The sequence below is a fragment of the Prosthecobacter sp. genome (assembly GCF_014879935.1).
Classification (GTDB): Bacteria; Verrucomicrobiota; Verrucomicrobiia; order Verrucomicrobiales; family Verrucomicrobiaceae; genus Prosthecobacter.
Map to the genome: position 1 here is coordinate 1 of NZ_JACSRD010000080.1, position 13,349 is coordinate 13,349.

General features: G+C 62.4%; 13 protein-coding genes. 1 reads left to right on the top strand and 12 read right to left on the bottom strand.

The window, feature by feature from the left end; genetic code table 11:
• The 11 genes from IAE77_RS04110 to IAE77_RS04160 all read right to left on the bottom strand — a co-directional run.
• A partial coding sequence (locus tag IAE77_RS04110) for an STAS/SEC14 domain-containing protein (protein ID WP_294222250.1) occupies positions 1-306 on the bottom strand: 306 nt, incomplete at its 3' end.
• Between the two features lie 135 nt (positions 307-441).
• Positions 442-1,668, bottom strand: coding sequence for a type II secretion system F family protein (locus tag IAE77_RS04115; RefSeq protein WP_294222252.1), 1,227 nt, complete (start codon positions 1,666-1,668; stop codon positions 442-444).
• 24 nt (positions 1,669-1,692) lie between these two features.
• Complete coding sequence (locus tag IAE77_RS04120) at positions 1,693-2,151, bottom strand: hypothetical protein (protein WP_294222255.1); 459 nt, start codon at positions 2,149-2,151, stop codon at positions 1,693-1,695.
• Complete coding sequence (locus IAE77_RS04125) at positions 2,148-3,770, bottom strand: hypothetical protein (protein WP_294222258.1); 1,623 nt, start codon at positions 3,768-3,770, stop codon at positions 2,148-2,150. Before IAE77_RS04125 ends, IAE77_RS04120 begins: the two co-directional genes overlap by 4 nt.
• A 61-nt stretch (positions 3,771-3,831) precedes the next feature.
• On the bottom strand, positions 3,832-4,815 hold the full coding sequence (locus tag IAE77_RS04130; protein WP_294222261.1) for a hypothetical protein: 984 nt from the start codon (positions 4,813-4,815) through the stop codon (positions 3,832-3,834).
• Positions 4,812-5,690 carry a hypothetical protein gene (locus IAE77_RS04135; RefSeq protein ID WP_294222264.1) on the bottom strand — a complete coding sequence of 293 codons (879 nt, stop codon included), beginning with the start codon at positions 5,688-5,690 and terminating at the stop codon, positions 4,812-4,814. The genes IAE77_RS04130 and IAE77_RS04135 overlap by 4 nt, the downstream gene beginning before the upstream one ends.
• 3 nt (positions 5,691-5,693) lie before the next feature.
• Positions 5,694-6,293: a hypothetical protein gene (locus IAE77_RS04140; protein ID WP_294222267.1), complete on the bottom strand. Its 600-nt coding sequence runs from the start codon at positions 6,291-6,293 to the stop codon at positions 5,694-5,696.
• A 24-nt stretch (positions 6,294-6,317) separates the two neighbouring features.
• A complete protein-coding gene (locus IAE77_RS04145; RefSeq protein WP_294222271.1) occupies positions 6,318-6,872 on the bottom strand; it encodes a hypothetical protein in 555 nt (184 codons plus the stop codon).
• 12 nt (positions 6,873-6,884) lie between these two features.
• A complete protein-coding gene (locus IAE77_RS04150; RefSeq protein ID WP_294222274.1) occupies positions 6,885-7,754 on the bottom strand; it encodes a hypothetical protein in 870 nt (289 codons plus the stop codon).
• The gene (locus IAE77_RS04155) at positions 7,741-8,805 is read right to left on the bottom strand and encodes an ATPase, T2SS/T4P/T4SS family (RefSeq protein ID WP_294222277.1); all 1,065 of its coding nucleotides are present in this window, start codon (positions 8,803-8,805) and stop codon (positions 7,741-7,743) included. The genes IAE77_RS04150 and IAE77_RS04155 overlap by 14 nt, the downstream gene beginning before the upstream one ends.
• A 12-nt stretch (positions 8,806-8,817) precedes the next feature.
• Positions 8,818-10,404, bottom strand: coding sequence for a choice-of-anchor K domain-containing protein (locus IAE77_RS04160; RefSeq protein WP_294222280.1), 1,587 nt, complete (start codon positions 10,402-10,404; stop codon positions 8,818-8,820).
• Between the two features lie 285 nt (positions 10,405-10,689).
• Between IAE77_RS04160 and IAE77_RS04165 the strand changes: the two genes are divergently transcribed.
• Positions 10,690-12,630: a type II and III secretion system protein gene (locus IAE77_RS04165; RefSeq protein WP_294222283.1), complete on the top strand. Its 1,941-nt coding sequence runs from the start codon at positions 10,690-10,692 to the stop codon at positions 12,628-12,630.
• Here the strand turns inward: IAE77_RS04165 and IAE77_RS04170 are convergent.
• On the bottom strand, positions 12,631-13,349 hold a 719-nt coding region (locus IAE77_RS04170; RefSeq protein ID WP_294222286.1), incomplete at its 5' end, for a ThuA domain-containing protein.

A 13,349-nucleotide genomic window follows, 5' to 3' on the forward strand; every position in this document is an offset into this window, starting at 1 on the left:
GCGGATGTCGGCGAGGGTGAAGGGCACGCAGATCTTCGTCATCCATTTCTCCCAGGAGCTGTCCCCGACGACGGCGATGCGCTCGACCTTGTTGCAGTGGTTGGTGGCGAATTTGATGTCGTCCCACAGGGCGGTGAGGTCCCAGCCGTGGAAGTCGTCGAACTGGGCGAGGATGCGGACTTTGCCGTGGGCGGCGATGGCGGCGTCCACCGCCGGAACGAACAGGCGGTAGTCGGCGTCGTGCAGCTTGCCGCTGAGTTTGAAGCCGAGGACGTTGGGGCTGGCGCTGTCGAGACGTTCGATCATGACGGTGGACGGGCTGTCATGAGAGGTATCGAAGGGCGTGGCCGCGCCAGATGCCTGATTCCGGCGTCGGCACCGTGGCGGGAAGGCGGGCAGGAGCGGCCCGCACTTCCTGGAAAACGGCGGCTGGAGCGCGGCTTACTTCTTCTTCAGGATGACATCCCCGAGGCTGAACATCGGACCGTAGATGGCATAGATGAGGAAGCCGACCATGACACCCAGGATGAGCATGGTGAGAGGTTCGATCATCTTGTCGAGAGTGGCGGCGAGGTTGTCGAGCTCCTCCTCGTAGTCGTCGGCGATTTCGGCGAGCATTTCGGTGCCGGAGCCGGTTTCGGAGGCGAGTTCGATGAGGCCGCAGAGATTGCGCGCGTCCGGGCCGAGCCAGTGGGCCTCCATGAGGAAGGCCTCGTGCAAAGTGCGGCCGACGGCGATGTGTTCACGCAGGCGGATGAAGAGCTCCTTGTAATGGTAGTGCCAGCTCGCCTGCGCGGTGATGTCCAGCGCCGAGGAGAGACGCACATTCGACTCCGTGAGCATGGAAAGCGTGCGGAAGCCGGTGGCGGCGGCGGATTTGCGCACGATGACGCCGATGGCGGGCAGTTTGAGGAAGAGATCCTGCACCGGCCGGAGGGAGCTGATCTTCCCCCAGTTGGAAAAGAAGAAGTAGAGCCCGACGAACGGCAGGATGGCCATGTAGGGCTTGTGAATGAAGAGATCGGAGAGGGCGATGAGGATCTTCGTGCCGAGGGGGAGGTCCGTCTTGAAGGAGGCGAAGAGCTTCGCCATGGCGGGCACGAGGGTGAAGCTCATGACAATGACGACGACGACGCCGAGCACGATGACGACCGCCGGATAGATCAGGCCGCCTTTGAGCTTCTTGATGACCTTGGACGACTTTTTCTGCGAGATGGCGATGCGTCGGCAGACTTTGGCGAGCTGGCCCGCCTCCTCACCGGCGACGATGAGGGAGAGCATGTCATCCGGGAACAGCCTGGGGAACTTGGAGATGGCATCGCTGAACTTGTCGCCCATGGAGATGGCATGGATCACCTCCGCGATCATGCCTTTGTACACCGCGGATTTGACGCGGTTGGTCTGGAGCAGCAGGGACTTGGTCAGGGAGATGTTGCGCTCCAAGCAGCGGCCGAGACCGGCAAAGAACGCGGCGCTGTCCTCCGTGTTCGGCTTCGGGCTGGTGAGGCGGTGCAGCTTTTCATCGACGCCGGTGATCGTGTGGATCGTGGTGGTCTCGTTCGGCGCCACGCCGGCTCCCACCAGGGCTTTTTCGTCGGTGTCGGTGTCCACCAGGGCCTCGGAGGACTTGCCGGAGTGGACGTTGGTGATTTTGACTTTCTTGAGCATGGGAGGCGGTCTCGGTGGATGACTTCAGGGCGCCGGGGTGCGCAGGTCGGCGAGCAGACTGGGCCGGCAGGCGGTGAGGGTGAAGGAAGCACCCGCCGTCTCGGCGCCAGGCGTCTGGGAAATGTTCACGACGGCGGTGCAACGAGCGGTGTCCATCGAAACGCCATTGATGGTGGTGACACCATCCTCCACGAGCGTGGGCGTGCCGTAGATCGCCTGCTGCAGGACGGCATTCTGCGCCTGTGAAGGCATGAGCGCGGCGATCTGCACATCCGAGAGGCCCAGTTGCCACAGGCGGACCATGTTCTCCTGATAATTGCGTGTGACAGCGACGCGATTGGCCAGCTCCTCCTGCAGCATGAGCGTGGAGGAGAGCGAGACCATGGCCGTGGTTCCGATCGACACGATGGCACCGGCGGCGAGGACTTCGACGAGCGTGTAGGCCGCACGGCGTGCGCGGCGCATGTGAGGGCGCAGGTTCACGGCGGTGTCACGGGGAGGAAGTAGGACTCCAGCCACGCGTCGCGGGGCAGGAAGGTGGCGAAGGCGGGGCCGGTGTTCGTCGCGGCGGGCACGTCCGGATCGCTGTCGCCGGTGAACATGAGACGGCTGGGGTTCGTGCCGCCGGCGGCACGGCGTTTGACTGTCCAGTTCGTCATGACGCCGCCGATCCAGCGCACGCTCTGGGTCAGCGTGGAGGGCATGTTGAACATGATGCTCTGGTATTCGTTCACCAGCACGCAGCGCCAGCGGAACTGGCTGCCGCTGATGGGATTGTTCACCCAGGAGAACTCCACCGGGCGTCCATTGTCGTCCTGGAAGGCCAGGACGTGGCGGCGGTTGTTCTCACGCTCGAAGCGGATGTCGCGCACCCAGCGGCCTTTGGAGCCGTTCGGCATCACGGTGATGATCACCGGCTTCATCGTGGCGGCGTTGGCAAAGGTGGTGGCATTGCTCTGTCCGACGAAGATGATCTGGTCCACGACGCCGTAGATGCGCATGTTCTTGAGATACTGGCTGTCGAGCTTGATGAAGAGCACGCGGAGCTTGTCATCGTAGCCGGAAGGCCAGCCGGGCGGCGTGTAGGTGGGCGTCTTCTGCTCCGAGATCCAGTAGGCCTCGGTGGCGGAGTTGAAAACGCCCGCCACATCGATGGTGACGGTGGCGGTGCGGCCGGCGGCGGCCTCACGATCTTGAAAGTGCCACAGGGAGTTGTCGGGATTGTCGTCGTTGCGCACCACTTTGAGGTAGCCGAGGTGCTTGCGCTCATCGGTGCCGCCGACGGGACCGGTGGTGCTGGGAACGACGGGGAGATTCGAGGGCAGCAAGGCATCGCCATCCAGATCGGTGCCATAGACGGGATAGGGCAGCGTGGGCGGCTCAGCGGCGGAGGTGGACTGGATGTAGAGCGACTTTGTGCGGAAGGGCAGTTGCAGCGGGCTGGGCGTGCTGCTGACGAAAAAGGACGGCGGATGACGCACGACGGTGCGGCCCTGCACGATCCAGTTCGCATGGTGACCGGCGCTGCCGGTGACGAGATTGCGATACACGTCGAGCTCGGTCACGACGCCATCGGGCTTGCGATAGATGCAGAACACGTCGCCATTGAGCACGGGCGGCATCGTCTTGAGAAACTGCCAGGCGTTGTAGCTGTCGATGTTCCCGGCCACGGCGGCGGAGGGCCGCGCGAACTGCTCAACCGTGATGTAGGACGCACCGGGGCGCAGGCCGTTGTGGTTGAAAGGAAACACCGTGCTCATGCCGCCTGCGGTGCTGGCGGAGGTATAGACATTGAGGCCGCTCCAGCCGTTGACGGTGTTGAAGCCGCCGATGTCGCTGCCGAGCACCACGTCCTCGTCAGAAGCGAGCGAACCATTCGGATCGAAGGCCTTGTCCGTCGCGCATTGCCAGCCGAGAAGGCGGGAAGTCTCCACGCCGATGCGGCGGCGGCAGACATCCTCCAGGTAACTGACCTGCGTGGCCCGCGTGCTCATCAGCGTCACCCATGATGAGATGAAAATGCCGCTCACGATCATGAGCATCAACGCCGCGGCCATGAGGGCGCCGGTGCGGTGCGGATGCTGGGGACGGAGGTGGTGCATGCGGGATGGGCGGGAGGCTAGATGCTGGAGTGGTGGATGACTGGAGTGGTGGGGCTTTGAACTAGAGTGCTGGGAACATGGGGACGGTGAACATGAAAGCGGAACGGCCGGCCATGTGGTTGTAGGCCTGGCGCGGGTCGCTGGAGGCGAACGTGTTCGCCACGGGTCCGAGGTGGCGCGCGACGGGATCAGGCCACCAGACGAAATAGAAGGGCCGCTCGGCTGCTCGTTTGAAGCGCTCGATGGTGGAGGGCGTTTCGCGCAAGGCGAGACGCGTGGAGCGCTCGAAGGTGATAAACAGCGGCGTGAAACCATCGTTGGACCACTGCGTCACATTGGTCGGATTCGGCACGGAGGGCGGAAAAAACACCTCGTAGCCGCCCATGTAGGCCAGGGTGGAGGGCGTGGTGGTCGTGGCGGAGTCGGCGTAGCGCTTCACTGATGCGTAGATGCCATTGGGCTCGGTGGAGCCGGTGAAGCGGATCACATCAATGTCATAGATGGCGCTGACTTTGAGATAACCGGAGTACTTGCTGTAACCGAGGACGAAAATGCTGGCATTCTGCGGCACGGCCGTGCGGTCATTCAGCGGATTGCGGTAATCGCGATAAAGCGAGGCGGAGATGCCGAGGTTGTTGACGATGTGCTCGCGGAACTTCTGCGGCGTGTCGATCTCGTCATGCAGGGCGGGGTTGAAGGCGATGATGGCAGGCCGCCAGGTGTTCACGCCATCCCGCGGCAGGCAGAAGACGGCCGTGGCGCTGATCGTGTCCGTCATGAACTGCTCCCGCAGCTCCTCCGCCTGGGAAAGCGCCCCGTATTGCGGCGCCATGGCCACATTGCGCGTGGAGGCGGTGACGCCGAAGAAGTTCAGGATGCGGACATTGCCGAGCGGCACGGTCACCACCGAGGAAACACTGGGCTGGCTGCGCACAATGGTGCCGTAGGAAACCACGGCACCGCCGAGGATCACGGCGGAAAGCGCGAGCACCAGCAGGAGTTCCACGGAGGTGAAGCCTCCTGGCTGATGGACGCGGCGGTTCATTTGGGCGCGGGCGTTGGATTGCCGAAGAGCATGCGCACCATGGACTCGACGGCGGGAGATGGAGGCGGACTGGCGTCAGCCGGGGGCGCAGGTGCCGCATTCTGCGCCGGTGCTGTCTGCTGCGGCGGCGGTGTGGCGGCCTGAACTGGAGCGGGAGTGACAGGCGTCGGTGCGAAGGCATCCAGCGGCGATGGAGCGGGCAAGGAAGGGGGGGATTCGTCATCGATCACCTTTCCTGCGCGTGGCGGGGCCGCTTCAGCGGTGGCGGGGGCCTTCGGCATGCCGGGCTGGGTGCGCTGGCCGGCATGCAATGCCATGTCCATGATGGCATCGGGGCCTTTGTCCTGTGTTTCTTCCTCTCCCTGGCCCAGCATCTTGTAGCGCACCTTCGGGGCGATGTTGATGGGGATGATCATGAGCTTCGGCGGCAGGCCCGTGGCGCGTTTTTCCTGCCAGGCCAGCTCGACATGGTCGGTGGTGATGTTTTTGACCTTCAGCTCGACCATCTGGTCTGGCAGCACGGCTGGCACGGCCTTTCCGATCTCCAGGCTGATGTTTCCGAGCAGCACACGCATCGAACCATCAGTCATGCGGCGGACGCCGACGACCGGCAGCTTGAGCAGTTTGTCACGGACGCGGTTTTCCTCCGTGTCGCCGGGAGAGGTGCGGCTCATGGCCTCGGACTCGGATTCAAAGGGGTTGTGCTCCTCCGGTTTGACCGTCTCGGGCGTTTTCTCGTCCGGCAGCACGAGTTGGTATTGCACGCGCTGGCCCGCGTCCTCGCCCTCGGCCGCCTCCTGGCCGCGAAGGGAGGCCGTCTGGGCCGCGAAGCCCAGGCTCAGCATCAGGATGATGAATCGGTGAAGTCGGTTCATGGGCTAGGATTTCTTGGCCTTGTCCTTGGCGGCTTTGGCCTTGTTTTTCTCCGCGTCGGCGGCGGCGAGGTCGAAGATCGGTGTCTCAAAGGACACCTCCATCTTCAATTGGTGGCCGGTGCTGCCGCCGGTGATCTGCACGACCTTCATGCGCGCGGTGGGCATGCGGCGCTCGATGTCGCCCAGCCAGTTGAGCACCTTCGCGTATTCCTCCTCGATGGTAAGGGTGGTGAGCAGCGATTTGGGTATGATCTTGTTCCCGGAGCTGTTTTTGAGCTCGGTCTTGAGGGAACGGATGAGGTTGATGCCACGCTCGCGCAGGCTGAGCTGGATGGTCTGCTCCGCCTCCTGCTGCGTCTGCACGCGGTCGAGGGCCGGCATCCAGGCGCGCAGAAAGCGGCGCACCTCCTCGGTCTCCTCCTTGAACACTCCAGTGGCGATCTCGGCGGTGGAGCGCTCGTTCTCTGCGTTGGTGGCCGCGTTTTCGGCGTCCTCGGCCTCGGCGCGGGTGCTGGCCACCTTGTTGTGGATGATCTGCGCGGTGTAGGTCATCGCGCCGATGATCATCAGCAGGATGATGCAGGCGAGTTGTTTGGGATTCATGACGGAAAAAGCAAAGGTGCGGGATCACTCGGCCTGGCGGACGAGAGTGGAGTGGTATTCGACGACATCGCCGTTCTTGCTCTGCTGCGGCGAGTAGGAGCGGTAGAGGAGCTGCCCGATGGCGGCCTCGATGGCGGCCAGTTCGGTGGAGACCTTCGATCCGTTCAAATGGATCGTCAGCGCCAGATTCGCCGGCACCTGCTCGCTGCGTTCGATCGCCACCTGGGTGATGCGCGTGTCGCTCTGCACGGCACGGGCGATCTTGACGGCGATGGGCTGCACGTTGCGCGCGCCCTCCATCCATGCGGCGACCTTTTCCGCCTTGGTGGCCTCGGATTCGAGCTCCGCCTTTTCGCTGTTGAAGGCGTCGCGCTGCGATTCGCTGAGCTTGCGGCGCTCCTCGGCGTCCATCTTCTGTTTCAGGGCGGCCTTGTAATGGAAGTAGTCCATGGCCATCACGTAGGCGCTGCCGAGGAGCGCCACGTAGAAGATCACGGGAATGGCACGGAATGACGAGGGCAGCCGGCGCGACGTGTCGGTGCGCGGTGTTTTGAAGTCGTGGCAGAGGTACTCAGTCATGGCGCGTGGGTTTCAATGTTCTCCGATGATGGTCCACAGCAGGTCATCCTGCGTGAGGTCGGCGGCGCCGACTTTTTCGAGGTGAAGCATGAGCTCGGTGCGGAATTTGTTGTCGTGGCCGTCACCGATGAAATAGACCGGGCTTCCCTGCGGCACCTTGGCCAGCAGCGGACTGATGATCTGCAGCCCCGTCTCCACCGCCTCCGGCCCCAGGCCGCTGCGGCAGCGGATGTCACGCCACTGGCCTTCCTGCTGCACCAGCACGGCGAGCGAGCCCTCACACGCGGCGATGAGCACGAAGTCCGGCGGTGTGCCACCGGAGCTCGCGCGGAAGATGCTCAGGATCGCATGCTCCAGCATGGCAAACAGGCCGCAGCACACGCGTCCGGGCTTCAGATTGATCGTTTTGAGGACGTCCTCGGTCACCTTCACCAGCGACTCCTCCACGGCGAGCAGCAGGCTGGCGGTGGTCTCGGGGTGATGACAGATGGCGTAGCGCTTGCCACGGTCGTACTTCGGGCCCAGCACCGCACGCGGGTTGGTGCGCAGCAGGCTGACGCAGTTGTCACCACGCATGAGGTTGTTTTCGAGGCTGATGATGAAGCGGTGGTTCACCGAGACGGAGCACCAGCCGCCTTCGACCATGCCGCGCCATTCCTCGGCACGTTGGGGCGCGGCGTCGGCCAGTTCGCCATCCTGCACGCCGCCTTCCTCGAAGCGGCCGCGTTTGTTCACCGAACGCCAGCTCACGGCGCCACGGCTGACGTTGAGAAGGAGCGATTTGCGCGACTCGAAGCGCTTCCCCCACGGCACGGCGGAGTCGTCGGGGTCGGCTTTGAAAGCGGCAAAGCTCAGGACAGATTTGATTTCATCCAACAGCATAAATGGAGGTCAGTTGTTCTTTGGAAAGGAAGTCATACACCTCATGCTCGGTGTAGCCGGTCTTGCGTGCGGTGGCGGGCTTCCAGCCATCAGCCATGCGCATGTTCAGGCAGCGTTCGAAGCTGACCATCCCGCGGGTGAAGCCGGCTTCGAGCTCCTGGTCCAGGTTCTTGAACTCGCCACGGCGGATCATGCCGCACACGGAGTCATATGGGAGCAGCAACTCGTGGATGGGAAAGCGTTTGCCACGGTTTTCATCGAACAGCAGGCGCTGGCAGAGAATGCCGCGGATGGAGTCGGCGAAGGAGAGCATGGCGTTCTCCATGCGGTCGCTGGGGATGAGCTTGAGGTAGCGCTGCACCGTCTGCGCGGCGGAGGAGGTGTGCAGCGTGGCGACGACGACGTGACCGGTCTCCGCAGCCTGGAGGGCAATTTCCGCCGTCTCGCCATCACGAATTTCTCCCACGAGAATCACGTCCGGCGCCTGACGCAGGGCGGCTCGGAGGGATTTGTTGAAGTCGAGCTCGTCGGTGCCGATCTCGCGTTGGGACACGAGCGATGGAATGCCTGAGGGGTAAACGAATTCGATCGGATCCTCGAAGGTGAGCACGTGCTCCTGGCGGCGTTTGGCACGTTCCAGGATCATCGAGGCAATCGTGGTCGATTTACCGGAGCCGGTGGCACCACAGACGAGAAACAGCCCGTTTTTCGCCTCCAGGAAGGCCTTGATGGCCGGAGGCGGCACCATGAGCTTACTGATGTCCGGAATGCTTTCCGGCAGCAGACGCAGCACCCAGCGGGGACGCCCCCGCGTGACCATGCGGTTCACACGATAACGACGCGGACCGAGCTGCAGAGCGTAGTCCACGCACCCGGGTGTGAACTCCAGCGGGCGCTCCGGCTGGTAGATGAAGGAGTCGTAGAACAGCTTGCCGTTGCGCTTGTAGGTGAGCGCCTCCCATGGCGTGATGTAGAAGTCACTGACGCCGGAGTCCTTTGACAGATGAAGCATCCGGTAGCCGAGCTGACTGCGTTCGTGAATGTCTTCCATGAGGTGGGTGTGTTAGCGGTTGCTGGTGAAGCGGGCGCGCAGCTCCGCCCTCGCGGTGGCGCCTTCAAAGACGAGGAATTTGCCGTCCTGCACGACGCCGGCGCCCGGATCAAGCGTGGCCCAGGAGAGCTCCAGGCGGTATTCGACGCCGTCGATGATGACGCGCACGTCGGTGGTGGGATTTTTCAACTGCACGATGTCAGCGCTGGCGAGGCGGTCGCTGGTGTTCTCCGTGCTGGTGAGGCCCAGGTCGATGTGGGTGGTGAAATCGAGCGAGGGTTCGGACAGCGTGAGATTGACGGACAAAGTCACGCCGGTGGCCTCGCTGTTGTAGAAGGTGGTGCCGTTGAGGATCTGCAGCTCGCCGAATTTGAACCAGGTGTTTGGCGTCACGGTGTCAAAGCTGGCTCGTGTGAAGGTCAGCACGTTTTCGACGCCGGCGTCGAGGTATTCGCCGTTGCCGAGGTCCAGCTTGGTGTTGCCGTGTTTGAAGGTGGAGGTCTCGGTGCCGTTTTGAATCGTTGTGACGAGGTTGGTGCCGCCGATGGCGTTGCCCCAGTTCGCCTCGCCAGTGCCGCTGAAGCCGCTCGTCAGGCGGTAATAGCTCTGTGTGGCCACGGAACTGGATGAATATTCGGCCGGACGGGTGGTTTCGTTCTGCGCCTGCAGGATCATGGCTGGCGTGAGCGGGATGGCGCTGCCGCCGTATTCGGTCCACGCGCCGCCGTTGACGCGATACATCAGCTTCGAGGCCTCCGGCAGGGCTCCGTTGCGGTTGATGGTGACCGAGTTCGGAAAGCTGGCATAGGCGAAGGTGCCGCCGGGGGGCGTGAAGGTCGGCGTGGGCAGCTTCGAAACCGTCGGCGGTGTCGAACCGCCATCGCCGCCCCCCGAACCTCCGCCGCTGCCGTCTTCACCGTCTGGCGGCGGACCATCGGTGGTGGGGGCCGTTTCATCGGGATTGAAGCCGTTGGCGGCCGTCGGCGTGCCGATTCCTTGAGGATCGAGGTAATTGGCCTTCGGATCAGTCGCCGAGGCGCCCCAGACCCAGCCTTTGCTGGCGGTGTTGAAGCCGACGACCGATCTCGTGCGCGATTCGGACCCGAAATCCGCCGTGGCGAGGGTTTCGTCGAGATAAAACTCCGAAACGGCGGTTCCCGACCCTTGGGTCAGCTCGAAGCGCTGCTTGATGCGGTTCCAGACAGCACGCGGGCTGTTGTCACTGTCAGGGCGTGAGGTCAGCCGGGCACGCAAACGCGTGTCGATCAGGCGTCCGGATGCGACACCCACATGACGTTGCCATTCAGCCTGCGGCCGGATGCGTTTCATCTTGTCGATCACCGCTTGCGGGCTGGTCAGGCCTGCCACACTGCCGCCATCCGCGACATAGACCCCCACCATCTGGTTCAGCGTCGCCAGGTCAGACTCAAGCTTCGCCAGCTTCGCAGCTCCTGAATCGTCGGTAACAAGTGCCACGCCGACGGTGACGACGATGCCGATGATGGCGATCGTGACCACGAGTTCGAGCATCGAGAACCCCGCACGGCAGGCGTTCCTGCGTGTTACGGCACCGTGGGGCGATGGCTCACCTATTATCATAGATGATATAGTAAATATTAAAAGAAGCCTAAATTCAAGGCAAAGATATGGAAATTATGGATTGCAACAGGTCGAGATTGGTTTGGTCATAATCACCATTCCGCCAAAGCTTCTCATGATCGAATAATCAGCAGAAAGAGGTGTTAAATGGCATTTGATTTGTTTTTCCATTTCTGTTATAATTTCCGTAATATGCGCCATTTTATCGCCCGGCTCCAGCTTATTCTCTGCTTCGCTCTACTGAGCTGCACAGGGACGCTGTGCGCCCAATTCAACCAGACGGACATGCACCTGCTGTCCCCGGAATATGAGGCTGAGGCGGCCCGGCTGCGATCTGCCGCACCGCAGCAGTATGATTTCTCCAAGGCGATGTTGAGTGATGTCTTGCGCTTCCTGGCCACCGATGCCGGTATTTCCTTCTTTTCCCTGCCCGACGACAGCGCCGAGGGCACGCGCCTCATCACCTTCTCCATCAAAGCCAGCCCCTTCCAGGTCCTCGAAACGCTCTGCAAGAACCACGGGCTCGCCATCATTCCCGACAACGGCATCTGGTACATCCGGCCGGCGGACGACCGCGAACTGATCGGAAGATCATACGAGATCCTCCACAATGCGTTCGAACATGTGGACCGTGTCAGTTCCAACGGCGGTCTGAGTGCTGGCGCATCGGGCGGTGGTTCCACCGGTCGTTCGGGCGGCGGAGGTGGCGGCAGCAGCGGTGGCACGGGAGGATTGAATCTGCAGGGTGTCAGCCCCACCTTCTCCGTGCGCCGGAGCGAGGTGATCGATGACATCCGTGACCTCCTCGGTCTGCCGCCTGAAGATCAGGCAGCAGGCGGACAGGGAGCCCTGGCCAGCGCCCTGGGGGAGGACGAGAATGCCGCGCGTGCGATGAATTCGAACGAACTCAGCTCCGTGCGCAAGCCCAAGGTCATCTGGAAGTCTGACTCGAACACGCTCTACATCGTCGCCACCCGTCTCCAGCACCTCTGGGTGCAGGGTTATCTGGCGGTGGCGGACAAACCGCAGTCACTCATCGCCATCGAAGTGAAGTTCATCGAGACCTCGCGTGACCCGAAACGTGAATTCGGCATCGACTGGACCGGCACTTTTGAAAACGGCAACTTCCGCCGCGTTGACAAGACCGAGACGGTCACCGATTCGGCCACCGGCCAGCAGACGGTGAATGTGGAATACACCTCGACCCCGACCACGGGCGGTTTTCGCACCGATCTGGCCCCCCTGCTCAGCGGCGTCGATTTGAACAATGTCGGAGCCACGCTCGGCTGGCCCGCTCTGAGCATCCTCAGCGCCCAGGACCTCAACGTCAAACTGCGTGCGATCATGCGTGACGAGGAGACCAACACCACCTCCTATCCGCGCATGGTCACCCTCAGCAATCGTGAGGTCGCCATCCGCAGTGTCGTCAATCAGCCGGTGCTCGATGCCAGCTCCACCGCCAGCGCGGGCGCGGTCGGGGCCACCACCACCACCCAGGTCACCTACCTGCCTATCGGCACCGTGTTGAACATCCTCCCGAAGCGCATGCAGTCAGACAAAGTCATGCTGAACGTCGCCGTCACCGTCTCCAGCATCATCGGCACCGAGGTCATCTCCGGCAATCCTTATCCAATCGCCTCCTCGCGCGTTTACAGCGCCCCGGTGGAGATCGATTCCGGCTACACGGTGGCCGTCGGCGGGCTGGATGAGGCTCGTGAGCGCGAAGGCGAGGCAGGCGTGCCGTTCCTGAGCAAGATTCCGGGCCTCAAATGGCTCTTCAACTACAAGAGCCGGAGCAAGAACCACAAGAACCTCATGCTCTTCATCACGCCGACCATCATTGATGCGCGCAATGGCGGCCTGCCGCCGGAGCCGCAGTCCGTGGTGCCGCTCCGCCCGCATCTGGCAGGACGGCCGAGGGTGGACAACAACACCGGCTCCCTCGTCGGGGGGGCCGCGGCTCTGCCGAAGACCGTGGAGTACCTCTCCCGCGAGGCGGAGATCCTCGGCAACACCATCCAGGAGAGCCGCATCACCGACGACGTCACCCGCAAGATGAAGGAGATCAAGATCGCGGTGGACCAGGTTTACGCACAGTGTGAAAACATGAAACTGAGCGAGCCGGCGAAGTTCGCCATGATCGACCAGCATCAACTGATGCTCAAAAACATCCAGGACCGGCTGGCTTACTTCCAGCGCGTGATGTTCACGAAGAAATACCTCTGATCAGCGTGAGGCGACGCGTTGAAAGGCACGGGGCGTTTCCAGTCCGGCATTCTTCGGCTTCGGTGCCGGCTTGGGATCGAGATTCTGCTTCAAATCGTCCGCCGTGACGGTCGATTCGAGCCCTTTCTCCGGCACTTCGACTTTCGCGACCCACAGCAGCGCGTTCAGCACCGCCTTGCGCACGTTGTCATTGCCCCAGTTGTCGTGGAAATGGCCGCCAGTGAAGCCAAAACCGCGTCCGCCATCCGCACGCTCGATCGTCCACATCATCGTCTCCGGGCTGCCTTTCTCCGCCTGGATGTGCGGGTAGGGACCTTTTGGGTAAACATACGGACCGTCACGAGTCGCATCCGTCGGCGTCGCGACAAGGACTGGCACAAACTTCGCCGCGCCATCTTCCGCGGCCTTCGCTCCGTGGCCGAAAGCAGGGCGGAAGCGCATGTGGAAATACCATTCGTCCTTCGTCGTGAATGGATTGACGCCACGGGCGACCGGATGTTGCGGGAATTCGCTGTAGTTCGCATCCCAGATCGGATTGCAGGAATACGCGTTCTCATAATGCCCGCCGAGCCAATCCTGGAACTCCTTGCCCGCCTGATCGGCCACCACTTCCACGCCATAGTGCATGCAGCCGAAGCCGATACCTTTCGCGACTAGGCAGTGTTTTAAAACCTCAAAAGGCGAGAGAAAGAAGTTGTACTCACGGGTTGGATAACGGA

Coding starts and splice junctions, on each gene's coding strand:
- IAE77_RS04150 (WP_294222274.1), bottom strand. CDS start 7,754: ATGCTGTTGGATGAAATCAAATCTGTCCTGAGCTTTGCCGCTTTCAAA.
- IAE77_RS04125 (WP_294222258.1), bottom strand. CDS start 3,770: ATGCACCACCTCCGTCCCCAGCATCCGCACCGCACCGGCGCCCTCATG.
- IAE77_RS04130 (WP_294222261.1), bottom strand. CDS start 4,815: ATGAACCGCCGCGTCCATCAGCCAGGAGGCTTCACCTCCGTGGAACTC.
- IAE77_RS04140 (WP_294222267.1), bottom strand. CDS start 6,293: ATGAATCCCAAACAACTCGCCTGCATCATCCTGCTGATGATCATCGGC.
- IAE77_RS04135 (WP_294222264.1), bottom strand. CDS start 5,690: ATGAACCGACTTCACCGATTCATCATCCTGATGCTGAGCCTGGGCTTC.
- IAE77_RS04160 (WP_294222280.1), bottom strand. CDS start 10,404: ATGATAATAGGTGAGCCATCGCCCCACGGTGCCGTAACACGCAGGAAC.
- IAE77_RS04145 (WP_294222271.1), bottom strand. CDS start 6,872: ATGACTGAGTACCTCTGCCACGACTTCAAAACACCGCGCACCGACACG.
- IAE77_RS04165 (WP_294222283.1), top strand. CDS start 10,690: ATGCACCTGCTGTCCCCGGAATATGAGGCTGAGGCGGCCCGGCTGCGA.
- IAE77_RS04155 (WP_294222277.1), bottom strand. CDS start 8,805: ATGGAAGACATTCACGAACGCAGTCAGCTCGGCTACCGGATGCTTCAT.
- IAE77_RS04115 (WP_294222252.1), bottom strand. CDS start 1,668: ATGCTCAAGAAAGTCAAAATCACCAACGTCCACTCCGGCAAGTCCTCC.